The organism is Pseudomonas sp. GW821-FHT04C07 (assembly GCF_059420325.1).
The window spans coordinates 394,837-419,365 of the sequence record NZ_JBWKTM010000002.1 but is presented as its reverse complement, the minus strand read 5'-3'; the positions used below and the strand labels follow the sequence as shown (position 1 = coordinate 419,365).

Annotated in this window: 14 protein-coding genes and 1 pseudogene; 12 read left to right on the top strand and 3 right to left on the bottom strand. The window is 59.6% G+C overall.

The window, feature by feature from the left end:
• Positions 1-67: 67 nt before the first annotated feature.
• The 11 genes and pseudogenes from AC07UI_RS05430 to AC07UI_RS05380 form a co-directional block, all read left to right on the top strand.
• Positions 68-271: pseudogene (locus AC07UI_RS05430) on the top strand (YqaA family protein); the annotation flags it as partial.
• A 103-nt stretch (positions 272-374) separates the two neighbouring features.
• Positions 375-1,328, top strand: coding sequence for a D-2-hydroxyacid dehydrogenase family protein (locus tag AC07UI_RS05425; RefSeq protein ID WP_494991520.1), 954 nt, complete (start codon positions 375-377; stop codon positions 1,326-1,328).
• Between the two features lie 482 nt (positions 1,329-1,810).
• The gene (gene glgA, locus AC07UI_RS05420; protein WP_494991519.1) at positions 1,811-3,379 is read left to right on the top strand and encodes a glycogen synthase GlgA; all 1,569 of its coding nucleotides are present in this window, start codon (positions 1,811-1,813) and stop codon (positions 3,377-3,379) included.
• A gap of 16 nt (positions 3,380-3,395) precedes the next feature.
• Complete coding sequence (treZ, locus tag AC07UI_RS05415) at positions 3,396-5,204, top strand: malto-oligosyltrehalose trehalohydrolase (protein ID WP_494991518.1); 1,809 nt, start codon at positions 3,396-3,398, stop codon at positions 5,202-5,204.
• Positions 5,201-7,279, top strand: coding sequence for a 4-alpha-glucanotransferase (gene malQ / locus AC07UI_RS05410; RefSeq protein ID WP_494991517.1), 2,079 nt, complete (start codon positions 5,201-5,203; stop codon positions 7,277-7,279). Before treZ ends, malQ begins: the two co-directional genes overlap by 4 nt.
• The gene (locus AC07UI_RS05405) at positions 7,276-10,059 is read left to right on the top strand and encodes a malto-oligosyltrehalose synthase (protein WP_494991516.1); all 2,784 of its coding nucleotides are present in this window, start codon (positions 7,276-7,278) and stop codon (positions 10,057-10,059) included. Before malQ ends, AC07UI_RS05405 begins: the two co-directional genes overlap by 4 nt.
• Positions 10,060-10,080: 21 nt before the next feature.
• Positions 10,081-10,353: a DUF2934 domain-containing protein gene (locus tag AC07UI_RS05400; RefSeq protein ID WP_494991515.1), complete on the top strand. Its 273-nt coding sequence runs from the start codon at positions 10,081-10,083 to the stop codon at positions 10,351-10,353.
• A 120-nt stretch (positions 10,354-10,473) separates the two neighbouring features.
• Entirely contained in the window at positions 10,474-12,633 is a 2,160-nt protein-coding gene (gene glgX, locus AC07UI_RS05395; protein ID WP_494991514.1) for a glycogen debranching protein GlgX, read from the top strand.
• 223 nt (positions 12,634-12,856) lie between these two features.
• On the top strand, positions 12,857-13,615 hold the full coding sequence (locus AC07UI_RS05390; protein ID WP_494991513.1) for a PIG-L deacetylase family protein: 759 nt from the start codon (positions 12,857-12,859) through the stop codon (positions 13,613-13,615).
• A gap of 95 nt (positions 13,616-13,710) precedes the next feature.
• Positions 13,711-14,511: an endonuclease/exonuclease/phosphatase family protein gene (locus AC07UI_RS05385; RefSeq protein ID WP_494991512.1), complete on the top strand. Its 801-nt coding sequence runs from the start codon at positions 13,711-13,713 to the stop codon at positions 14,509-14,511.
• A gap of 392 nt (positions 14,512-14,903) precedes the next feature.
• Positions 14,904-15,971: an autotransporter domain-containing protein gene (locus AC07UI_RS05380; RefSeq protein WP_494991511.1), complete on the top strand. Its 1,068-nt coding sequence runs from the start codon at positions 14,904-14,906 to the stop codon at positions 15,969-15,971.
• Positions 15,972-16,066: 95 nt separating this feature from the next.
• Here the strand turns inward: AC07UI_RS05380 and glgB are convergent, their stop codons facing one another.
• From glgB to AC07UI_RS05365, 3 genes are all read right to left on the bottom strand, one after another.
• Positions 16,067-18,298 carry a 1,4-alpha-glucan branching protein GlgB gene (gene glgB, locus AC07UI_RS05375; protein ID WP_494991510.1) on the bottom strand — a complete coding sequence of 744 codons (2,232 nt, stop codon included), beginning with the start codon at positions 18,296-18,298 and terminating at the stop codon, positions 16,067-16,069.
• A complete protein-coding gene (gene treS, locus AC07UI_RS05370; RefSeq protein WP_494991509.1) occupies positions 18,295-21,648 on the bottom strand; it encodes a maltose alpha-D-glucosyltransferase in 3,354 nt (1,117 codons plus the stop codon). Before treS ends, glgB begins: the two co-directional genes overlap by 4 nt.
• Before the next feature lie 168 nt (positions 21,649-21,816).
• Positions 21,817-23,814, bottom strand: coding sequence for an alpha-1,4-glucan--maltose-1-phosphate maltosyltransferase (locus tag AC07UI_RS05365; RefSeq protein WP_494991508.1), 1,998 nt, complete (start codon positions 23,812-23,814; stop codon positions 21,817-21,819).
• 227 nt (positions 23,815-24,041) lie between these two features.
• Between AC07UI_RS05365 and AC07UI_RS05360 the strand changes: the two genes are divergently transcribed.
• Positions 24,042-24,269: a hypothetical protein gene (locus AC07UI_RS05360; protein WP_494991507.1), complete on the top strand. Its 228-nt coding sequence runs from the start codon at positions 24,042-24,044 to the stop codon at positions 24,267-24,269.
• Positions 24,270-24,529 lie beyond the last annotated feature (260 nt).

Below are 24,529 nucleotides of genomic sequence, written 5' to 3'. Positions count from 1 at the left end.
CAGTTAGCTGACAGGCTGCGCTGATTAAAGTCCCGTCGAACCCGGCACATCAGGCCCGACGGGACTTCAATTGGCAAAGGCTCAGCGGCATTATCAACGTTATGGTCACTGGTCATTGCTGCTGAGTTGGGTGCCGGTCATCGGCGATCCTCTGACGTTGGTCGCCGGGGTGATGCGCGAACCGTTCTGGCGTTTTTTGCTGGTCGTGTCCTTCGCCAGGTCCGCACGCTACCTGATGTTGGCCTGGCTGACCCTGGGCTGGATGCAGTGAACCTTTGACTCACCGGATTGCCGCTGATTAATGTCGCCATAATCGGCGGGTTACAGCATCGACGGGTTTGCTGTGCCCCCCACTCGATAACAAGGTAGCGTCCATGCGTGTACAGATCGCGGTAATCGATGACTGGCAGAACGTCGCCAGCCGTGTGGTGGACTGGTCAGCCCTGGAGCAGATCGGCGAGGTCAGCTTCCTGCATGACTACCCGGCTGACAGCGCAACACTGCAAGAACGGCTGGGCGCGTTCGAAGTGATTTGCGTCATGCGTGAGCGCACCCTGTTCGACGAAACCCTGCTGCGCGGCTTGCCCAAGCTCAAGTTGCTGGTCACCGGCGGTATGCGCAATGCCGCGATTGATCTGAAGGCTGCGGCCGGGCTGGGCATTCAGGTGTCCGGCACTGACAGCTACAAACACGCCGCTCCGGAACTGACCTGGGCGCTGATCATGGCCCTGACCCGCAATCTGGTAAAGGAAGCCAACGCCCTGCGCAGCGGTGACTGGCAGCAAGGCCTGGGCGGCGATCTCTACGGCAAGACCCTGGGCATTCTGGGCCTTGGCAGTATCGGCAAACGCATTGCCCAGTTTGGTCAGGTGTTCGGCATGCGCGTGATCGCCTGGAGCGAAAACCTCACCGCCGAGCGCGCGGCGCAGTCCGGCGTAACCTGGGTCAGCAAACGTGAACTGTTCGAACAGGCTGACGTGCTGTCGATCCACCTGGTACTCAGTGAGCGCAGCCGTGGCCTGGTGGACGCACAGGCTTTGGGCTGGATGAAGCCGACTGCGCACTTGATCAACACCGCCCGCGGGCCGATTGTCGATGAAGGCGCGTTGATCGAGGCGCTCCAGCAACAGCGTCTGGCCGGTGCGGCGCTTGATGTGTTCGAGCGCGAACCTTTGCCGGTGGATCATCCGTTCCGGCATTTGAGCAATGTGCTGGCCACACCCCATGTGGGCTACGTCAGTGAACAGAACTACCGGCAGTTCTATTCGCAGATGATCGACGACATCCAGGCCTGGGCGAACGGGCAGCCGATCCGTCTGTTGACCTGACACAACCCCCGACATCCCACAGGTTATGCGCACTATCACGGTGCAAGCGCATTTTCTTCGCGCACTTGCATCTGGCAATCCCCTCACCTTTTTCGCGCCTGGGGCTCAATTTATCTGCCCTTCGCCAGTGCGCCTGTAACACTTGCATGCTAGGCGAACGCCTCCCTTGGCATTTTGTCGGACAATTTTGCCAAGTTGCCTCTCCCCCTCTAACTTCTGGCCTAGACTCAGTTTCGCGGGTGAAAAACGATCGGCCAACAGCATAAAAAAGTCGAAACTTTCTACCCAAGAGAAAGGTCAGGTTTAAGGTAAGGCCGCATTGTTTGGTGCATTCCTTGCAACGGCCAATCCACTCTTTATTGCTTCAGCGTACTTAGTGCCATTCTCTCGATTGCGTAGCGCTCATGCGCCTGGTCACAGGAGTTGACCAACCCTATCTCTGGTGTTTTGCCAGGAACAGATCAATAAAAGGGGAAAAACAGATGATCAGTGCCGCTGTAGAAACCCAAGGAGAGCTTTCTCATCAGCAGGTCGGCGAAACGGTGCCGATAGCGGTTTTCGCTCCTGCGAACAAGACGGTGCTACCGGCGCCCAGGCAGAACCCCAATCGAAAAAAAGTCCTGTTCGTGACCTCGGAAATGGCCGACCTGGTTAAAACCGGCGGTTTGGGCGACGTCTCTGCGGCGCTGCCCAGAGCGATGGCCCAACTGCATGATGTACGGGTGTTGATTCCCGGCTATCGGCAAGTACTCAACAGCGAAAATCCGATCCATATCATCGGCGAGCTGGGCGGCCATGCTGCGCTACCGCCCTGCAAGATCGGCCGCATGGACATGCCCGACGGCCTGGTCATTTATGTATTGATCTGCCCTGAGCTGTACGAGCGCGAGGGCACGCCCTACGGCGCCAATAACGGTCGCGACTGGCCGGACAACCATATCCGCTTCGCCCGCCTCGGTCTGGCCGCTGCCGACATCGCCGCCAATCTGGCGCAAATTCATTGGTGCCCTGATCTGGTGCACGCCCACGACTGGCCTGCCGGCCTGGCACCGGCCTATATGCATTGGCGCGGTCAGCGCACACCAACCCTGTTCACTATCCATAACCTCGCCTATCAGGGCGTGGTCAGCCTGGCCTGCTGTCCGGAGCTGGGCATTCCAGTGCATGCCCTGCAACAGGAAGGCATGGAGTTTTACGGAAAACTGTCTTTTCTCAAGGCCGGGATGGCGTATTCGAGCCATATCACCACGGTCAGCGCGACCTACGCGCAGGAAATCACTACACCGGCTTTCGGCTGTGGTCTCGATGGCTTTTTGGCCAGCAAGACCCAGCAAGGTCTGCTCAGCGGCATCCCCAATGGCATCGATGACAGCTGGGAAGCGGCTACCGATCCGCATCTGGTCTGCCCGTTCAGCATCGGCGACTGGCAAGGCAAAGCGGTCAACGCCGCTCATGTACGCGAGCTATTTGGTCTGCGGGCGTCTGAAGGTCCGTTGTTCGCCGTGGTCTCGCGCCTGGTCTATCAAAAAGGACTGGACCTGACCGAAGGCGTGGCCGAGTTCATCGTTGCCTCGGGCGGTCAGATCGCGATCATCGGGCGTGGCGAGCCGGAAGAAGAACAAGCCATGCGCGCGCTGGCCCTGCGTTTCCCCGGGCAGATTGGTGTACATATCGGCTTTAACGAAACCGATGCCCGACGCATGTTCGCCGGCAGCGATTTCCTGTTGATGCCTTCAAGGTACGAGCCCTGCGGCTTGAGCCAGATGTATGCCCAGCGTTATGGCTCGTTGCCAGTGGCCCGTAATACCGGCGGCCTGGCCGACACCATCGAAAACGGCGTAACCGGCTTTCTGTTCGATGAGTCCACAGTGCCCAGCTATCAAGAAGCGCTGCAGCGGGCGTTCAAGGTATTCGCCTACCCTGATCTGCTCCACGCCATGCGCTGCAGGGCCATGGCGGTGCCCTTCATCTGGTGCAAGGCAGTCGAACCCTACGCCGAGCTTTATGAGCAATTGGTCGCTAAAGCGCCGGGTAAATCGGGCAAACAGTAAGAGGTCTTCATAATAGATGCCTTTACGGACTCTGGAAGCCTGGCCCCACGGCGCAATCATGCTGGATGCGGAGCACACCCGCTTTGCCTTGTGGGCGCCAGATGCGTTTTATGTGAGTGTCGAACTGGAAAACCGCCAGTCGCTGCCGCTGTTGCCGCAGACCGACGGCTGGTTCGTGATTCAAACCCGCTGCCCCGCCGGTACCCGCTATCGCTACAGCATCGATGGCGAACTGGATGTACCTGATCCCGCCGCCAGGGCTCAGGATGGCGACGTGGACGCTCACAGCGTGGTAGTCGACCCTCTCGCCTACCACTGGCAACACACCACTTGGCAAGGCCGCCCCTGGCATGAAGCGGTGATCTATGAGCTGCATGTCGGCGTACTGGGTGGTTATGCCGAAGTCGTAAAACACTTGCCGCGCCTGGCCGCATTGGGCATCACGGCGATCGAACTGATGCCTCTCGGGCAATTCCCCGGCGAACGCAACTGGGGTTACGACGGGGTTTTTCCATATGCACCGCAAGCCTCCTATGGTTCGCCCGAGCAACTCAAACAGCTGATCGACAGTGCCCACGGTTATGGTCTGGCGGTGATTCTCGACGTGGTCTACAACCACTTCGGCCCGGACGGCAACTACCTGCATCGCTACGCTAAAAGCTTCTTTCGCGAAGACAAACACACCCCTTGGGGAGCCGCCATTGACTTGCGCCACCGCGAAGTGCGCGACTTCTTTATCGACAATGCATTGATGTGGATTCTAGAGTATCGCTTCGACGGTCTTCGCCTGGACGCCGTGCACGCCATCGATGATCCGGATTTCCTGCAAGAACTGGCGCACCGCGTGCGACAACAAATCCCCGCCTCAAGGCATGTCTGGCTCACGCTGGAAAACGAGTTCAATCAGGCCAGCCTTCTGGAACAAGGCTTCGACGCACAATGGAACGATGACGGCCATAACGCGTTGCACGTGTTGTTGACGGGCGAAACCGACGCTTATTACGCCGACTTCGCTGACCAGCCGACCGCAAAACTCGCCCGCTGCCTGAGTCAGGGCTTTGCCTACCAGGGCCATACCACCCGCCACGGCACACCGCGTGGTGAACCCAGCGGACATTTGCCGCCCAGCGCTTTCATACTGTTCCTGCAGAACCACGACCAGATCGGCAACCGCGCCTTGGGTGAACGACTGAACCACCTGGCTGCGCCTCAAGCGCTGCATGCCGCCACCGTGCTGTTGCTGCTATCGCCGATGATCCCCTTATTGTTCATGGGCGATGAAGGTGCTGTCAGCGAGCCTTTTCTGTTTTTCACCAGTCACCGCGGTGAGCTGGCCGACGCTGTTCGTGAGGGGCGGCGCAATGAGTTTGCCGCCTTCAGCGCCTTCGCCGATCCGCGCAAACGTGAGCTGATTCCTGACCCCAATGCACCAGAAACCTTTCACGCCTCACGACCGGTGCTGACACAAGCCAATACGGATGCGCAACGCGCGACTCAGGAGCTGTATCGGCAGCTGCTGGAGATCCGCCACCGCAAGATCACTGCGCGCTTGCCCGGTGCCCAGGCATTGGGCGCCGACGTTCTGGCCGAGGGTGCGCTCAGCGCGCGCTGGCGACTGGGTGACGGCAGCCTGCTGCGAATTGACCTGAACCTCAGCGCGCAACCGGTGGCCCATTCATCACCGGACCCGGCACCGCAGGTTCAGGCACAACAGCTTTTCGAATACCCGCAAGAGGCATTCAGCCTTCTGCAACAGGGCACACTCGCCCCATACTGCGCGCTTGTCAGCCTGACGGCGCCACCCCTGACTGGAGAGCGCCCATGAACGATGCGCAACTGGAAACACTCGCCAGACGTGCGGGGCTGGCGGTCGACTGGATCGATGCCAACGGACAGCCGCAAAAAGTCACCCCCGCCGTGCTGCGTGCCGTACTGAGCGGGCTGGGTCACCCCGCCTCCACGAAACAGGAAATCGATGCCAGCCTGCTCGAACTGCAACACGTCCAACAGAACAAAAAACTGCCACCGCTGTTGACTGCCGACGTCGGCAAAGGGCTGGACCTGGCACATTACTTTGCCCCGGGAACGCCCTGTGAGATTCATCTGGAAGACGGCGCCATCCTCAACCTGAAACTGGACGCCGAGGCTGTACTTCCGGGGCTGATTCCGGTCGGCTATCAAGGTGTCAGTATCGCCGGGCAGCACTTCACTCTCGCGGTGGCGCCCCAGCATTGCTATAGCATGGCCGATGCACTCGACAGCACGACACCGCGCGCCTGGGGCCTGAGCGTGCAGCTGTATGCCCTGCGACGCCCGGGCGATGGCGGCTTCGGCGACACCCAGGCGCTGGAGAACCTCGCCAGGGTCGCCGGCGAGCGCGGTGCCGATGCCTTGGCCATCAGCCCGCTGCACGCGATGTTCAGCAGCGACACCCAGCGCTACAGCCCCTACTCGCCCTCCAGCCGCCTGTTTCTCAACAGCCTGTACGCCTCGCCTGGAGAGATTCTGGGTGAGCGTGCGTTGCGCACAGCGATAGACGCCACCGGCCTTGCCGAGGTGCAGCACCGACTGGAGCAACAAACACTGATCGACTGGCCCGCCGCCGCAGACGCCAAACAGCGCCTGTTACGGGCGCTGTATGAAGGCTTTTGTCACGGTGATCATCCACTGCAAGAGGACTTCAGCAGTTTTCGTCATTGCGGTGGCGAAGCGCTGGAGAACCATTGCCGATTCGAGGCGGTTCAAGCCGAGCGCGCATCCCGCGGCGAAAGCCTTGACTGGCGCCAATGGCCAGAACAATGGCGCGACCCACGCAGCGCGGCACTGGCCGAATTCGCCGAGCAAAACGCCGGACACATCGGTTTCTTCGCCTTCTGCCAATGGTTGATCGCCCGCTGTCTGGAGCGTGTGCAAACGGCGGCACGCAGCAGCGGCATGGGCATCGGCCTGATCGCCGATCTGGCGGTGGGGGCGGACGGCGGTGGTAGCCAGGCCTGGAGTCGCCAGGACGAGTTACTCGCTGCTCTGACGGTCGGTGCACCACCGGATATCCTCAATCGCACCGGACAAAGCTGGGGCATTTCGGCGTTCAGTCCTGAGGGGCTGGTGCGCAACGGCTTTCGGGCGTTCATCGAAATGCTCAGGGCCAACTTCGCCCACGCCGGCGGGCTGCGAATCGACCATGTGATGGGCCTGCAGCGTCTATGGGTGATCCCGCTCGGCGCGCCACCGAGCGATGGTGCCTATCTGTATTACCCGGTGGACGACCTGCTGCGGCTGCTGGCACTGGAATCGTTCCGGCATCAGACCATCGTGCTCGGCGAAGACCTCGGTACCGTGCCTGACGGCCTGCGGGAAAAGCTCATCGCCCGCTCGATGCTGGGCACGCGCGTGCTGCTCTTTGAGCAAGACAACGCGCATTTCAAGCCGATCCTCGACTGGCCGGACAACGCCTTGGCCACCACCAGCACGCATGACCTGCCAACGCTCAACGGCTGGTGGCATGGCCGCGACATCGAGTGGAACGCGCGTCTCGGGCTGGCCGACACCAGCGCCCAGACCCATTGGCGAGCACATCGACAGCGCGAACGTGACGGGTTGCGCCGGGCCTTGAGCCAGGACCCGCAGAATTTTCGCGAAGAGTCCCACGAGACCGATCAAGTGCTCGATGCCAGTGTGCGCTTCCTCGGCCACACCCGCGCGCCACTGGTATTGCTGCCACTTGAGGACGCCTTGGGTATCGAGGAACAGGCCAACTTGCCCGGTACCACCGACAGCCACCCCAACTGGCGCCGTCGATTCGCCAGCGACAGCGAAGCACTGCTCGATGACCCAGATGCCGCACGGCGCCTGGAAATGCTCGCCTGCGCACGACAACAGGCCTTTGAGCGTGACCGATGAATGCCACACTCAGCCACCCGCTGCGGGCAACCGTGCGCCTGCAATTTCACAAGGGCTTCACGCTCAATGACGCGGTGCCTTTGCTGCCGTACTTCGCCAGCCTGGGCATCAGCCACATCTACGCTTCGCCACTGCTCAGCGCCCGTGCCGGCTCCATGCACGGTTATGACGTGGTCGACCCGACCACGGTCAATCCCGAGCTGGGCGGCGAAGCAGCCTTGCATCATCTGGTCCACGCCCTGCGCCAACAACGCATGGGCCTGATCCTCGATATCGTCTCCAACCATATGGCTGTAGGCGGTGCCGACAATCCCTGGTGGCTGGATTTACTGGAGTGGGGTCGGCTCAGCCCCTACGGTGAGTTCTTCGATATCCAGTGGCACTCCCCCGACCCTTTGCTTGAAGGCCAGTTACTGCTGCCATTTCTCGACACTGACTATGGCGTGGCATTACAGGACGGGACGATTCCCTTGCGCTTCGATGCCGCACGCGGGGTCTTTTATGTCGAGCACTATGAGCACCATTTCCCGATCTGTCCCACCGATTACGGTGAACTGCTCAAACCCGACGATCAGCTGGATCCCGAACACGCGCAACCGCTCAAGTCCCTGGCTGATCGTTTCACCACCCTTCGCTACCTGCCTGATGCCCATTGCCTGGCGTTGCCGCTGCAACAGAAATTGCTCGAACTGGCCCGGCAATCGGTCATCCGACAAGCCATTGAACACACCCTGAGCCTGTACGATTCCCGCCAACCTGAAGGCCTCGCCCGCCTGCACAACCTGCTGGAGCGGCAGAGTTATCGCCTGGCCAGTTGGCGCACGGCGGCCGACGATATCAATTGGCGGCGCTTCTTCGACGTCAATGAGCTCGCCGGTCTGCGGATCGAACGGCCAATAGTGTTCGAGGCCACCCACGCAAAAATTTTCCAGCTGATCCGCGACGGCCTGGTGGACGGGTTGCGTATTGACCATATCGACGGTCTTGCTGATCCGCGGGGGTATTGCCGCAAACTGCGACGTCGGGTCGATGCCTTGTCGCCTTCGCGGCACTTCCCGATCTACGTCGAGAAAATTCTTGGCCAGGGCGAAACGCTGCACCGCGACTGGCAGGTGGACGGCAGCACCGGCTATGAGTTCATGGATCAGGTGTCGCTGTTGCAACATGACCCGCAAGGCGCCGACACCCTTGCCTGGCTGTGGACGACTCACAGCGAACGCCCCGCCGACTTCGTTCAAGAGGCACTGCTGGCCCGTCAGCAGATGCTCAACGGCTCTCTTGCGGGGGATTTCGAAAGCGTCGCCCAGGCGCTGTTACAGATTGCCCGCGATGACCTGATGAGCCGCGACTTGACCCTGGGTGCAATTCGCCGGGCGTTGCAGGCACTGATCGTGCACTTTGCGGTATACCGCACCTACATCAGTTCCTGTGGCCGGTCAGCGCAAGACGAGATGTTTTTTCAGCAAGCCATGACCGGTGCCCGTAGCACGCTGGGCGAAACTGACTGGCCGGTGCTCGACTACCTCGAACGCTGGCTCGGCGGCGAGCCATGGCGCAAGCGCCCCGTGGGCAGGCATCGCAAGATCCTCAAGCATGCCTGTGTGCGTTTTCAACAGCTGACGTCCCCGACGGCGGCCAAGGCCGTGGAAGACACCGCGCTCTATCGCTCGGCGGTGCTGCTGTCACGCAACGATGTCGGCTTCAATACCGGGCAGTTCAGCGCCCCTGTCGCCGACTTTCACCAAGCCTGCAGCCAGCGCCTGGCAACCTACCCGGACAACCTGCTGACGACGGCCACCCATGACCACAAACGCGGTGAAGACACCCGCGCCAGGCTGGCCGTGCTCAGCGAACGCAGCGCCTGGTATGTCGAGCAGGTCGAGCACTGGCGAGCGCTGGCCGCACCGCTGCGAATCGATCCCGCAGTGCCTTCAGCCGGTGATGAGCTGATCCTCTATCAGACACTGCTCGGCAGTTGGCCGCTGGAACTGCGCAGCGACGAAACAGCCCTGCAGGACTTCGCTCAACGTTTCTGGCAATGGCAGCAAAAAGCATTGCGCGAGGCCAAACTCCAGAGCAGCTGGAGCGCACCTAACGAGGCATATGAACAAGCCGTTCATGGATTCCTTGAGCGCCTGTTGTTGTCCCCCGAAGGGCTGGAGTTGCGCTCTGCCATCGGCGAGGCCGCGCACGTGATCGCCCCTGCCGGCGCCTTGAATGGTTTGGCTCAAACCTTGCTGCGTCTTACCGTACCTGGCGTCCCTGATCTCTATCAGGGCAATGAGTTCTGGGACTTCAGCCTGGTGGATCCGGACAACCGACGGCCCGTGGATTTCAGCCTTCGGCAGCACGCTTTGGACACGTCTTGCGATATCTCGCAGCTACTAGTGAGCTGGCGTGACGGGCATGTCAAACAAGCGTTGATTGCCCAGGCACTGACCCGGCGCGCCGAGCATCCGGAGCTGTTTCGCCGGGGCCGCTATCAGGCACTGGAAGTGCTCGGTAGCCAGGCCGGACACGTGCTGGCGTTCATGCGCGAAATCGATGGTCAGCGGGCCGTAGTAATTGTTCCAAGGCTTGCGGCCAACTTGCTGGAAATTGGCGCCAAACCGCTGTTAGACGCTCCGGTTTGGGGCGATACCCGGGTAAGACTTCCGGTCGCCGCGTCCGGGCAAAACCTGAAAGGACTTTTTTCAACGTGCGCAGTCACACTCCACAAGGAGTTAATGATCAGTGCCGCGCTGAGGGACTTTCCGGTCAATCTCTTTATACAAACTTGAGTTCAGTTCAGGAGCATTACGATGAGTACCGACGAAAAACGCGTCCGTGAATTTGCCTATCAAATCTGGGAGTCCGAAGGTAAACCTGATGGCCAGGAAGCCCGCCATTGGGAGATGGCGTGCAAGCTGGCAGAAGCCGAAGCCCTGGTCCCGAGCAAACCACCTAAAACCAGTACGACCAAGGCCAAACCCAAAGCCACGCCCTCCGCTGCTGCGCCGGTAGTGGTGCCAGCGGGTGAGAAACCGGCTACCGTGAAAAAACCACGAGCACCGCGTAAACCAGCAGTCAAGTGACGTCATAACAGCCCATGCTATCCATGCATTTTTGTGTGGCGAGCTGGCTCGCCACGATGGGTTCGTTCTCCCTGCAAAAAACGCCAGAGCGGAACATCGAACTCATTTGCAGGAGCACCTATGGCCAAGCCACATAAAGCCGCGCCCGAGCTTCACGCAGTGGCTTCACGTATCCGTGAAGGCTTGCCCTTTCCGCTGGGCGCCACCTGGGATGGCCTTGGGGTCAACTTTGCGCTGTTCTCCGCCAACGCAACCAGGGTCGAACTGTGCCTGTTCGACGACACCGGCGAAGTAGAGCTTGAACGCATCGAGCTGCCGGAATACACCGACGAAATTTTCCACGGCTATCTGCCCGATGCCCATCCCGGCCTGATTTACGGCTACCGCGTCTACGGCGCCTACGATCCGCAAAACGGTCATCGTTTCAACCACAACAAGCTGCTGATTGACCCGTACGCCAAGCAACTGGTGGGCAGGTTGAAATGGTCCGAGGCATTATTCGGCTTTACTATCGGCCACCCTGACGCTGACCTGAGTTTCGACGAACGTGACAGCGCGCCGTTCGTGCCCAAGTGCAAGGTCATCGACCCGGCCCACACCTGGGGGCACGATCATCGCATCAGTGTACCGTGGGACCGGACGATCATTTACGAAGCTCACGTGCGCGGCATGACCATGAGACACCCTGGCGTCCCCGAGAACCTGCGCGGCACGTTCGCCGGGCTGATGGTCGACGACGTTGTGGAACATATCCGCAAACTCGGTGTGTCGTCGGTCGAATTGATGCCGATCCATGCCTTCGTCAACGACCAGCATCTGCTGCACAAGGGCATGACCAATTACTGGGGCTACAACAGCATCGCTTTCTTCGCCCCGGACCCGCGGTACCTGGCCAGTGGCAAGATCGCCGAGCTCAAGGAAATGGTTGCGCACCTGCACGAAGCCAATCTGGAAGTGATTCTCGACGTAGTCTACAACCACACGGCCGAAGGCAACGAGCAAGGCCCGACCCTGTCCATGCGTGGCATCGACAACGCCTCTTACTACCGCTTGAATCCGGACGACAAACGCTTCTACATCAATGATTCCGGGACTGGCAACACCCTGGACCTGAGTCACCCTTGCGTGCTGCAGATGGTCACCGACTCACTGCGCTACTGGGCCACGGAGATGCACGTGGACGGCTTTCGTTTTGACCTGGCGACCATTCTCGGGCGTTATCACAATGGCTTCAACGAACGCCACAGCTTCCTCGTTGCCTGCCGCCAGGATCCGGTGCTACGTCAGGTAAAAATGATCGCCGAGCCTTGGGACATCGGTCCCGGTGGTTATCAGGTCGGTCGTTTCCCTCCGGGTTGGGTCGAGTGGAACGACCGCTTTCGCGATACCGTCCGGGCGTTCTGGAAAGGCGACGACGGCCAGCTCGCAGACTTCGCCGCACGCATGACCGCCTCCGGCGAATTGTTCAATCAGCGCGGCCGTCGGCCTTATACGTCGCTCAATTTCATCACCGCCCACGATGGTTTCACCCTGTACGACCTGGTGTCCTACAACGACAAACACAACGAGGCCAACGACGAGAACAATCAGGACGGCAGCAACAACAACCTGTCCTGGAACCACGGCGTGGAAGGCCCGACTGACGACCCTGAAATCAACGCTCTGCGCGCGCGCCAGATGCGCAACTTGGTTGCCACCCTGTTGCTGTCCCAAGGCACACCGATGCTGGTGGCCGGCGACGAATTCGCCCGCACCCAGCACGGCAACAACAACGCCTACTGCCAGGACAGCGAAATCGGCTGGGTCAACTGGGACCTGGACGAAGACGGCAAGTCGTTGCTCAAGTTCGTCAAACGCCTGATAAAGCTGCGCCTGGCCTATCCGGTCCTGCGTCGCGGACGCTTTCTGGTGGGCAATTACAACGAGGACATCGGCGTCAAGGACGTCACCTGGCTCGCGCCGCACGGTGGTGAAATGACCACCGAACAATGGGAAGAGAGCCACGGCCGCTGCCTGGGCATGTTGCTCGACGGCCGCGCCCAGGAGACCGGCATTCGCCGCCCGGGCGCAGACGCGACCTTGTTACTGGTGGTCAACGCCCATCACGACGTGGTCAATTTTCGTCTCCCGCAAGTGCCTGACGGCGGTTTCTGGACCTGTATGGTGGACACCAACCAACCGTCGATTCGAGGCCAGGAGCGCCTGGACTTCGATCACCAATACTCGGTAACCGGCCGCTCGCTACTGCTGTTCGAGCTGCAGCATGAGGAAGAAGATTGAAATCTCCGTTGAAGGCATTGATCCTGCCGGTATAAAAAAACTGCGACCGGTTCTTCATACAAGGGAGACTTAACCCGGAGTATGAGCAATACTCAGCTCGCGGCGATCCAGGACTCGGAGCGCCAGCAAACCTCTATCGACACGTCATCACCGGCGTGCAGAGGATTGACCACAAGCCACCGTTCAAGACTGGCTGCGGTATCAAAACAAGGACGTGACGCCGATGAAACCTGTCTCCCTCCCCGACAGCACCCTCCCTGCGCAGATATGGAACAGTGCGCTCGAGCTGGAAAATATCCCGGTCATCAGTACCAGCATGCTGGTCCCGCCAGGCGCTCGCGCGGTCGTGATCGCTCCTCACCCCGGCGACGAGGTGGTGACCTGCGGTGGTCTGTTACAGCTATTGGCCAGTCTGGGCCACCCCTTGCAACTGATCTCGATCACCGACGGCAGTGCCAGTCATCCGGGCTCGAACCTATGGTCGGCCAAGCGCCTGAGCGTATTCCGCCCGCAGGAAAGCGTCGAAGCCCTCCGGCGTCTGGGGCTGCCGATGCACAGCCTGAAGTGGATCCGCGGCGGCTTCACCGACAACGCCCTGGGCGAATGCGAGCATCAGCTGACCCAGTTCATAGCGCGCTATTTGCGACCTGGTGATGTGGTCTTCAGCACCTGGCGTGAAGATGGCGATGTCGACCATGACACCGTTGGCCGGGCCAGCGCCAAGGCCGCGGCGATGGTCGACGCGCACTTTCATGAAGTACCGGTCTGGGCCTGGCACTGGCCGGTCCGCGAACAAGGCCTGATTCCCTGGCAACGGGCGCGTAAGATTCGTCTGAACACCTGGACCGTGGCCCGAAAAAGCCATGCGACCCATGCCTACGCCAGCCAACTGGATGGCGAGCCCGCTATCGGTATCGCACCGATGCTGCCGCGGGTCATCCTGGAGCGCATGCGCCTGCCATACGAGATCGTGTTTGTGTAATCGATGCAAGCGCGGATCAATACACCGGTAAACGCTGAACTGTCGGGCAAAGCATCAGTCGCATAAGTCATCAGCCCTGAATCAGAGGAGCGACCGTGAGCAACGAATCAGACAGGCGCCCCGTCAGCCCGGCATCAACCAGCAACCCATCGGTGATTCATCGCCTGAGAGTTCTGACGGTCAACACCCACAAGGGCTTCACGGCCTTCAACCGGCGCTTCATCCTGCCAGAATTGCGCGAAGCGGTTCGCAGCACCTCGGCGGACCTGGTGTTTTTGCAAGAGGTGCTGGGCGAGCACGACCGCCACGCCTCGCGCTACTTCAATTGGCCGCAGCAGTCACAGTACGAGTTTCTCGCTGACAGCATGTGGAAGGACTTTGCCTATGGACGCAACGCGGTCTATCCGGACGGCCATCACGGCAACGCCCTGTTGTCGAAATACCCAATCAGGCAACACCGCAATCTCGACGTATCCATCACCGGCCCCGAACGTCGCGGGCTGCTGCATTGTGTGCTGGAAGTGCCGGGGCATAACGAAGTTCATGCGATCTGCGTGCATTTGAGTTTGCTGGAAAGCCATCGTCAGTTGCAGCTGGCCCTGCTCTGCCAACTGCTCGAATCGCTACCCGACGATGCGCCGGTCATCATCGCTGGCGACTTCAACGATTGGCAGTTGCAAGGCAACGCCACCCTCGCCCGGCGCGACTATCTGCATGAAGCCTTCGAGCGCCATCTCGGGCGCCCGGCCAAGACCTATCCGGCACGCTGGCCACTGCTGCGTCTGGACCGTATTTACTTGCGCAACGCCAGCAGCCACGAGCCGAAGATTCTCAGTCACAGGCCGTGGACACATCTTTCCGATCACTTGCCATTGGCAGTTGAAGTGCACTTCTAACAACCCGAAGCCGATCATTTTAGCCGAGTCGGCACCGTCGGCGATCCGGGTGTCAGGGTAGTCCGGTAGTCTAATAGCTACCCGACAAAAGGCTCTAGCCAGCGTCCTGGAAAATGATTTGACGTACAAACAAGAGCTTAGAGAATGTATAAATATCAATAATTTGACGACTCTAAATTAACCATACCGCCCATCGTCCAATTTCTTGACGCAACGTCAAGGGTCTTCTTAGCTTCACCTTACTACCCCCGGAAATACCATCAGGGGCAAGCCTCCAAACGCCCGCGCAAGCAGGCCGACAGGGCTTTGCCCCAATAAATTCGGTCGCCCCTCATTCGGGGTAGGAGAGACGCCAAAGCGAGATAAGGCATGCCATTGCAAGGTAGACCTCCATGAAAATTTCCATCACCTCACAAGAGATCAAAATCACTATTTACACCGTTTCGACTTCACTGCTGCTGTGCTCTGCCATGGAGGTTCAGGCAGCCTCCGCCGATGATGAGTCGATCCCCTGGTATCGCCAGGACGTTCCAGCGTTTACCTTGCCAACACCTGACTCGATGTTCACTGGCCGTTACACTACAAACCCCACCCTCGACACTCACCCGTTGACTGTTTACGAGGCCGCGCCCGCTGCATGGGAGCGCGTGTATGGTCAAGCCTCCAGACAGGCTGAAACCGACTACCTCACCTCCCAGTCTTCCGGCAACGTCGATGGCCTTCTCAAGGGACCAGCGCTCTACACCGTGCAAAACGATAGCGGGCACACCCAACGTGTCGGCTTGCTGGGTGGTCAGAGCCAGTTCCAGACCAACAGCAATGGCATTGTGATTACCCGCGCCATGGCCGCCCCCCGTAACGATAGCCTCGATCTACAAGGCTCGAGCCTCGGCGCCTACTGGAGCCTGACCGGTTCGCAGGGCTGGCATGTGGATTTGACCGCAAGCGGTGGCCGGGTCAACGGCTACAACCGCACCGATCAGGGCGCACGGCAAGCGACCGAAGGTAGCGCGGTGACGCTGTCGGTCGAAGGCGGATTTCCCATCGGCATCAACGAAAACTGGGTAGTCGAACCCCAGGCGCAGTTGATCAACCAACGAATTAGCCTGGACACCCCGAATGCCGGAAGTGGCAACTACTCGTCCAGCGACTTGACCTCCTGGAGTGGCCGGGTTGGTGCGCGCTTGAAAGGTAACTACCAGATTAGCGGGCTGCCGATCGAACCCTACGTGCGGACCGACTTGTGGCACACGGTAAACAGCACTGACACGCTGACTCTCGGCCAGGTCGACAAGATCAGCAATAGCCGCAACTCCTCCACCGTTGAACTGGGCCTTGGCCTGATAGCCAAGGTCTCGCCCACTGTGAACCTTTATATGAGCGCCGATTACAGCAGCGACGTCGACACCAATGCCCTCAACGGCTTGATCGGCGTCCTGGGTGTGCAGATGCGTTGGTGAGGGTTTGCCGCGACAAGCGTCAAACCTGTGGCGAGGGGGCTTGCCCTTCGCCACAATTGCCCGCGAATGATTACACAGCGGCCGCTATCGCCCGCTCAACCCTCCGGCCGCAAGATCAACACCGCCAACGGCGGCAGATTCAACACCAACGACAACTCCTGACCATGGCTGGGCTCCTCCTCGGTGATAACGCCGCCACCGTTGCCATAGTTGGAGCCGGCATAGGTGTCGGCATCGCTGTTGAGCACCTCGCTCCAGCGCCCGGCAAAGGGCACACCGATCCGATAGGCCTGACGAGGCACCGGCGTGAAGTTGGCCACCACCAGCACCGGGCGCCCTTGCTTGCTCCAGCGCAACCAGGCGTAGACGCTGTTGATCGCGTCATCACCGATCAACCACTGGAAACCCTGCGGCGCATCGTCCTGATCGTGCAGTGCCGGCTCCTCGCGGTACAGCCGGTTGAGGTCTGTCACCAGTTTCTGCACACCTCTGTGCTCCGGGTACTGCAGCAAATACCAATCAAGCTGCTGATCGTGATTCCACTCCCGCCATTGGCCGAACTCGCACCCCATGAACAGCAGCTTCTTGCCCGGATGCGTCCACATGAACGTCAGGTAAGCCCGCAGGTTGGCGAATTTCTGCCAGCGATCACCGGGCATTTTGTCGATCAGCGAATGCTTGCCGTGCACCACTTCGTCATGGGAAATCGGCAGGATGAAACGCTCGGACCAAGCGTAAACCAGGCCGAAGCTCAACTCGTTGTGATGGTGAGCGCGGTACACCGGATCCTGCTGAATGTAGTGCAGCGAGTCGTGCATCCAGCCCATGTTCCATTTGTACGCGAAACCCAGCCCACCCTGCTGAGTGCCCTGACTCACACCAGGCCAGGCCGTGGACTCCTCGGCAATCATCAGTGCACCCGGTGCCTCCAGGGCAATCACGTCGTTCAGGTGGCGAACAAAATCGATGGCTTCCAGGTTCTCGCGACCACCATGACGATTGGGCACCCACTCGCCCGCATTGCGTGAGTAGTCGCGGTAGAGCATCGAGGCCACCGCATCCACGCGCAGACCGTCGACATGGTAATGCTTGAGCCAGTGCAGCGCCGAAGCCAGCATGAATCCGTGAACCTCGGTGCGACCCAGGTTGTAGATCAGCGTGTCCCAGTCCTGATGGAAGCCTTCCAGCGGGTTGCCATACTCATACAGCGCCGTGCCGTCGAACTGCGCCAGACCATGGGCGTCGGTAGGGAAATGCGCCGGCACCCAATCGAGAATCACGCCGATATCCGCCTGATGGCAGGCGTTGACGAAGGCGGCGAAATCATCTGCCGAGCCGTAACGAGCACTCGGGGCAAACTGCGACAACGGCTGATAGCCCCAGGAGCCACCGAACGGATGCTCCATGATCGGCATCAGTTCGATATGGGTGAACCCAAGACTCTTCACATAAGGAATCACACGTTCGGCCAGCTCATGCCAGTTATATTGGCGCGAGACCTCACCCAGGTCGTCGACTTCGCACTGCCAGGAGCCGGCATGCAGCTCATAGATCGACAGCGGTGCATCCGGTCGCTGGCGCTCGCCTCGGGCCTGCATCCAGTCGTTGTCTTGCCAGTCGATCTTCAGCGGGGAAGCGACTTTCGACGCGGTGTCCGGCGGCAGCTGAGTCGCCAGCGCCATAGGGTCGGCCTTGAGCGGCAGAATCCCGTCCGCACCAAGAATTTCGTACTTGTAGGCCTCGCCTGCCTGCAGGCGCGGGATAAACAATTCCCACACACCTGAGGAATGGCGCAAGCGCATGGGATGCCGACGACCGTCCCAGACGTTGAAGTCACCCACCACCGACACCCGCCGGGCATTCGGTGCCCACACTGCAAAGCGCACGCCGTCGACGCCGTCCACGGTCTTCAATTGCGCGCCAAGGCAGGCGCTCAGGTCGCGGTGGTTGCCTTCGGCGAACAGGTAAAGGTCCATCTCGCCGAGCAGTTGGCCAAAGCTGTAGGGGTCTTCGCTGGTCTGCTCGGCGCCAGCCCAATTGATCCGCAACTGATAGGCCTGAGCCCGGTCGAAATGCCCGACAAACAGACCCGGTACATCGGCCTCGCTCAAACTTCCGAGCACCTCCCCACTGCCCCTGGCCAGCACCTGAACACTCAGGGCACCCGGTAAAAACGCGCGGATAATCTGCCCGCCTGCACCATCGTCATGGGGGCCCAGAATTGCAAACGGATCGCGATGCTCGGCACGCACCAAGGCGTCAATATCCTTTGCGCCGGGCAGCAATGTCACTCTCGAATGACCCTGTTCCCTGTTTGAGAAACTCATGACTGCTCTCCACTGGTCTCTGTGTCGGAAAAGGGTTTAAGCCCCCTCAATAATCCATACAAGCCGTGCAATGGCACCGGCAGCCAAGTGGGTCGATTTTCGGCTTCATACACCACTTCATAGGCTGCTTTCTCCAGACAGAACAACGCCAGCGCGGCGTCTTCACCTTCGTCGTTTTGCCATGCATGAGCAAGACTAGCCGTTGCCAGCCGATATGCCTGAACAAAGGCATGCCGCGCTTCACTCAAATACCGATCCGTCACACGCGCGCGCGCGGCATGGGCCTGTGCCGAGCCGTCGACACCCTGCACATTCAGCGCCATCGCCGCCGCATAGTCGAACGAACGCAGCACGCCGCTGACATCCTTGTACGGGCTGTGTTTGCCACGACGTTCATGCAATGCGCGGGCCGGTTCGCCTTCGAAGTCGATCAGGTAGGCATCGTTCTTGATCACCAGCACCTGTCCCAGGTGCAGATCACCGTGTACCCGCATACGCAAGCCGCCGACAGTTTGTTTTGCCAGGCTCTGGATGTGGCTCAGCAGGGCTTCTTTGTGTTGCAGCAAACGGCTGACCAATACCTGATCTTCAGGCCCAAGCCCGGTCCGATGTTGCTCGAGCATCTGCAAGGCGCACCCCAGTTGCGTGCCGATGTGTCTGGCCCACTCTTGCGTATCCTTGAGCGTACTCGGTTTCGGACTGAAGTCCGGGTTATCGCTGGGCGCGGCCAACACCTGGTGCATCTCGCCCAGGCGCTGACCCAGCATGCCGGCGAAATCCTTCAGTTCGCCCAACGCGTTGTAATGCTGTTCCTGTTCGGAAACAGCCTCGGCCAATTCATCGCGAATCGCCCGTTCAAGGTTGTTCTGCGTCCACTCCCAGGCGTCCCCCTGATTACTCAGATACCCTTGCGCGATCATCAACAGATTGTCCTGGCCCTGCTCGTCACGGCGAATCACCGAGCCGAGCAGCGGTGAAATATGAGGGAAGCCCGCCGAGGTCAAATAAGCCCCCATTTCCAGCTCCGGATGAACACCGGCGCTGACTTTGCGGATCAGTTTGAGCACCAGACTGCTGCCGACCACCACTGAACTGTTGGACTGTTCGGCCGACAGATATCGCACTTCAGCTTCCTCGCTCAGGCCCAGCCTGGCCAGTTCGGCGGTGGCCTCGAAGCGAATCTCGCCTGCGCTTGTCGGCAATACGGTCTGCGTCTGGATGCCCTGCAAAATCGCCCGCACAAAGGTATCGAGGCTGAAGGCATCGGTGATCAAACCGACTTGTCGTCCACGCCGGACCCGCGCCAGTGCAAGCTGCTGCGCCAAGGCTGTGCTGAACTGATCCTCGGCCAACAGACCGAACGGCAACTGATAGCGACTGGCCTGCCCATCGCTGGTGACCTCGATTTCGCTGAGCAGCACCGGATGCTGCGGGTCGCCAAAGCGCACGCCGTAGGCGATATGCACCCGTTCGATCGCCGAGTCCTTGCCAGCGAACCAACGCCGCTTCGGCAACCAGGTCGGCAGCGACGTCTGCTCCAGGGTGGTGCGTGACGGCGCTTCGAGCAATTCTTCGAGGCGTTCTTTCAGGACCAGGGTGGTGAAGTCCGGCATGCTTTGCGCCGGCTCCACATGCCAGCTCGGCATTTGATTTTCCGCCGCCAGTACAAACCAGTAAAAACCGTACGGAGCCAGCGTCAGCAGAAAATTCAATTGGCCAATCGGCGGGAAGGCGTTCCCGCCGAGCATTTCCACCGGCACCATGCCCGCGAAAGCCGACAGATCCAGTTCTGCGGCCTGTGCACTGCGGGACACGTTGGCCACGCAAAGGATAATTTCGTGCTTGCCGTCGGCTCCTGTGTATTCCCGGGTATAGGCCAGAATCCGTCGATTGCTCGGCGACAGCATTTTCAGCGTACCGCGACCGAACGCTTTCGACTGTTTACGAACGGCCAGCATCCGCCGATGCCAGTTCAACAATGAATGCGGATCGACGGCCTGGGTCTCGACATTGACCGACAGATAGCCGTAGAGCGGGTCCATGATCGGTGGCAGCACCAGGCTGGCCGGATTGGCGCGCGAGAATCCACCGTTACGGTCGATCGACCATTGCATCGGCGTGCGCACGCCGTCGCGGTCGCCCAGATAGATGTTGTCGCCCATGCCGATCTCATCACCGTAATACAGCGTCGGGGTGCCCGGCATCGACAGCAGCAGGCTGTTGAGCAGCTCTATGCGACGGCGGTCACGCTCCATCAAGGGTGCCAGGCGTCGACGAATCCCCAGATTGATCCGCGCCCGACGGTCGGCCGCGTAGTAATTCCACAGGTAATCGCGCTCTTTGTCGGTGACCATTTCCAGGGTCAGTTCATCGTGATTGCGCAGGAAAATCGCCCACTGGCAGTTGACGGGAATCTCCGGGGTCTGACGCAGGATGTCGGTGATCGGAAAACGGTCTTCCTGGGCCAACGCCATGTACATGCGTGGCATCAACGGGAAGTGAAAGGCCATGTGACACTCGTCGCCATTCTGGCCTTTGCTGTCAGCATCGCCAAAATACAGCTGTGTATCTTCCGGCCATTGGTTGGCTTCAGCCAGCAGCATACGGTCCGGGTAGTTGGCGTCGATCTCGGCACGGATCTGTTTGAGCACCTGATGGGTTTCGGGCAGGTTCTCGTTATTGGTGCCGTCACGTTCGATCAGGTACGGAATGGCGTCCAGCCGCAGGCCGTCGATGCCCATGTCCAGCCAGTAGCGCATCACCGAGAGTACGGCTTTCATGACTTGCGGGTTATCGAAATTCAGATCGGGCTGGTGGGAATAGAAGCGGTGCCAGAAGTACTGGCCGGCCACCGGATCCCAGGTCCAGTTGGATTTTTCGGTGTCGAGAAAGATGATCCGCGTGCCGTCGTACTTCTGATCGTTATCGGACCACACATAAAAGTCCCGCGCCTTTGATCCCGGTTTGGCTTTGCGCGCCCGCTGAAACCACGGGTGCTGGTCCGAAGTGTGGTTGATCACCAGTTCAGTGATGACCCGCAGCCCGCGCTGGTGAGCCTCGGCGATAAAGCGCCTGGCGTCGGCCATGGTCCCGTAGTCGGCGTGAACGCCCCGGTACTCGGCAATGTCGTAACCATCGTCGCGACGCGGTGAGGGGTAGAACGGCAGCAGCCAGATGGTGTTCACACCCAGATCGGCAATGTAATCGAGCTTGGCGATCAGACCTGGAAAATCGCCGATTCCGTCGTTATTGGAGTCGAAAAATGACTTTATATGGACTTGATAAATCACCGCATCCTTGTACCAGAGCGGGTCCTTGATAAAGCTTGCTGACTTGGGTTTCTTTGCCATTGGAAACTCCTGGACTGATCGGATCGTTCCCACGCTCTGCGTGGGAATGCCTCACCGGACGCTCCGCGTCCGCTCTTGGTGTGACGCGGAGCGTCACGGGCTGCATTCCTTTGCTGCGCATGGGAACGATCAAAAGCGCTCTGCGTGGGAACGATCAACCCGTCATCGTCACACTGCCGATATCCGCCAGATCCCGAACGGCTGATTCCACGGCTCGATGCGCATCCACTGGGTTTTGCCGTACCAGGTCCACCGATGACCGTTCATCAAATCCTCGCCGCGGGTTTGCGCGTCGTCGGGTAAGCCCATCTCCCATAGCGGCAGCTCGAAGTTCGCCTCTTGCACATTGAATGGATCGAGGCTGACCGCCACCAGAACGAAGTTGCTGCCATCGGCGCTGCGTTTGCCGAAATACAGAATGTTGTCGTTCCAGGCGTTATAGATTTTCAAACCCAAATGACTGTGCAGTGCCGGGTTCTGCCGACGTATGCGGTTGAGCTGGGTGATCTCGGCGATGATGTTGCCGGGGGCGTTGAAGTCGCGGGGGCGGATCTGATATTTCTCCGAGTCCAGATACTCTTCCTTGCCCGGCACCGGCGCGGCTTCACACAGCTCGAAGCCCGAGTACATACCCCACAGCCCCGAGCCCATGGTCGCCAGCGCGGCGCGGATCAGGAAACCGGCACGACCGGACTCATGCAGAAAAGCCGGATTGATATCCGGCGTATTGACGAAGAAATTCGGGCGGAAGCACTCGCGCCACGGCGACTGGTTGAGCTCGGTGAAATACGTCGCCAGTTCAGCCTTGGTGTTGCGCCAGGTGAAGTAAGTGTAGCTCTGGGAAAAGCCAACCTTGCCCAGGCGCGCCATCATCGCCGGCGTGGTAAAGGCCTCGGCAAGAAAAATCACCTCGGGGTACACCGCCCGTACATCCGCAATCATCCACTGCCAGAACGGCAAAGGCTTGGTGTGCGGGTTATCGACGCGAAAGATCTTCACCCCCTCCTCGACCCAGCCGACGACGACGTCCCGCAACGCCATCCACAGACCGGGAATCGCATCGGTGGCATAGAAGTCGACGTTGACGATGTCCTGATACTTCTTCGGCGGGTTTTCGGCGTACTTAATGCTGCCGTCCGGCCGCCAGTTGAACCAGCCTGGGCGCTGCGTGAGCCAGGGGTGATCCTGGGAACACTGGATGGCGAAATCCAGAGCGATTTGCAGCCCATGTTCAGCGGCAGCGGCCACCAGGCGGCGAAAGTCTTCACGACTGCCCAACTCTGAATGAATCGCCTCATGCCCGCCCTCGTCGCTGCCGATGGCATAAGGGCTGCCCGGATCATCAGGACCACACGTCAGCGAATTGTTCGGACCTTTGCGGTAGCTGCGGCCAATCGGGTGGATCGGCGGAAAGTACAAAACATCGAAGCCCATGTCATGGATCATCGACAATCGCGAGTGCACATCATTGAACGTGCCATGGCGCGCCGGGTCATCGGTGATCGAGCGGGGAAACAGCTCATACCAACTGGCGAACTGCGCCAGCTCACGCTCGACGTCCAACGGGTATTCAGGGCTGATGCTCAAGTAGGCACGATGATTGGCCTGGGCCATCAGCTCAGCGCTGCGCTCATGCACAAACAACGCGACTTGCCGGGTTTCCGGCAAACCGCAGAGTTCATGATGCAAAGCGCTCAACTGCTCGCTCAATACCCCTTCACTGCGCTCGACCGCTTGTTGCACCAGGTTGCGTCCTTCCTGCAACTCCAGGCTGACCGGTACGCCGGCCATATGTTTCTTGCCCAGCTCATAACAAAAACTGGCGAACTGATCGATCCAGGCTTCGATGCAAAACACATAGCGACCCTGGGCGGGCACCGTGAACTGCCCTTGCCAGCCGTTATTACCGAGGTCGGTCATGGCTTCGCTTTGCCACGCGCTATCAGCCTCCGCGCGCCAACGGAGGTTGACCGCCAGCTTGTCATGCCCGTCGGCGAACACCTTGCTGGTGACTGTCACCGGCTGGCCCACCAGGGCTTTGGCCGCAAACTGCCCTCCATCGATGACAGGCTGGGTGCTTTCGATCGCAATGCGTGGCAACAGCAACGCCTGCGACAAAGGCAATTTCGGGTTGTGTTCAAGTTCTGTCGGTGTTTCAGCAATCATTGAGCATCTCTCCCTACGCCCCCTTGGACGCTCTTGTGCCTGGTCGTGCCTCACAGGCGCTGGTCTGTCTGTGAATGAACTCACTTAGGTTCCGAGCCAAGAGCAGGCACAAAAGTTCAGACTGATTTGCCTGCGGCGTACCCTCGGCAAAATCGGCAGTCATCGTCACCTGCCGACGTTCAACCGCTTTACTCCTGTCACCAACAAGCAGAAACGAGGCCATGTTCATGGGTATCTCAATTGCGCGTGAAAAAGATCCGCCGACTCAAGCGCCCCCTATTAGCGGCCCAACAGAAGCGATAAGCATAGGTAGAAAACCAATGGGTGACCTGCGTGAGGGATGGTTTTTACAGCCTACCGTTCGTCGCTTTATTCATGGCAAGCCTGCAAGTCGCAGGCTTTATTTTTTAGAAACTCCAATAAACGCCCTACAGCAGCACTGCCCTGCGCACTGAATCGCGAGCAACTAAAAGATAGTCGACCGACCTGTGACCCCTACAACTACGAGCTACTGAACTTCTACAACAAACACTTCAAAACATCCGATAGAGCCGTGCCCGAAAAGAGACAGCGGTCACTAAGAGAAACCCTTGATCAACTGAGCAGAAACAACGACATCGACTTCAGTAAACATGAACTGCAGAAACCATCGACTGGGGACGACACACCTTTATCGGAAACTGAATAAGGCCTGCGCGAACTATTACTCATCCGT

What these genes read in the sequence shown, in the direction of transcription:
- AC07UI_RS05425 (WP_494991520.1), top strand. Translation starts at nt 375, where the DNA reads ATGCGTGTACAGATCGCGGTAATCGATGACTGGCAGAACGTCGCCAGC.
- glgA (WP_494991519.1), top strand. Translation starts at nt 1,811, where the DNA reads ATGATCAGTGCCGCTGTAGAAACCCAAGGAGAGCTTTCTCATCAGCAG.
- treZ (WP_494991518.1), top strand. Translation starts at nt 3,396, where the DNA reads ATGCCTTTACGGACTCTGGAAGCCTGGCCCCACGGCGCAATCATGCTG.
- malQ (WP_494991517.1), top strand. Translation starts at nt 5,201, where the DNA reads ATGAACGATGCGCAACTGGAAACACTCGCCAGACGTGCGGGGCTGGCG.
- AC07UI_RS05405 (WP_494991516.1), top strand. Translation starts at nt 7,276, where the DNA reads ATGAATGCCACACTCAGCCACCCGCTGCGGGCAACCGTGCGCCTGCAA.
- AC07UI_RS05400 (WP_494991515.1), top strand. Translation starts at nt 10,081, where the DNA reads ATGAGTACCGACGAAAAACGCGTCCGTGAATTTGCCTATCAAATCTGG.
- glgX (WP_494991514.1), top strand. Translation starts at nt 10,474, where the DNA reads ATGGCCAAGCCACATAAAGCCGCGCCCGAGCTTCACGCAGTGGCTTCA.
- AC07UI_RS05390 (WP_494991513.1), top strand. Translation starts at nt 12,857, where the DNA reads ATGAAACCTGTCTCCCTCCCCGACAGCACCCTCCCTGCGCAGATATGG.
- AC07UI_RS05380 (WP_494991511.1), top strand. Translation starts at nt 14,904, where the DNA reads ATGAAAATTTCCATCACCTCACAAGAGATCAAAATCACTATTTACACC.
- glgB (WP_494991510.1), bottom strand. Translation starts at nt 18,298, where the DNA reads ATGAGTTTCTCAAACAGGGAACAGGGTCATTCGAGAGTGACATTGCTG.
- treS (WP_494991509.1), bottom strand. Translation starts at nt 21,648, where the DNA reads ATGGCAAAGAAACCCAAGTCAGCAAGCTTTATCAAGGACCCGCTCTGG.
- AC07UI_RS05365 (WP_494991508.1), bottom strand. Translation starts at nt 23,814, where the DNA reads ATGATTGCTGAAACACCGACAGAACTTGAACACAACCCGAAATTGCCT.
- AC07UI_RS05360 (WP_494991507.1), top strand. Translation starts at nt 24,042, where the DNA reads ATGGGTATCTCAATTGCGCGTGAAAAAGATCCGCCGACTCAAGCGCCC.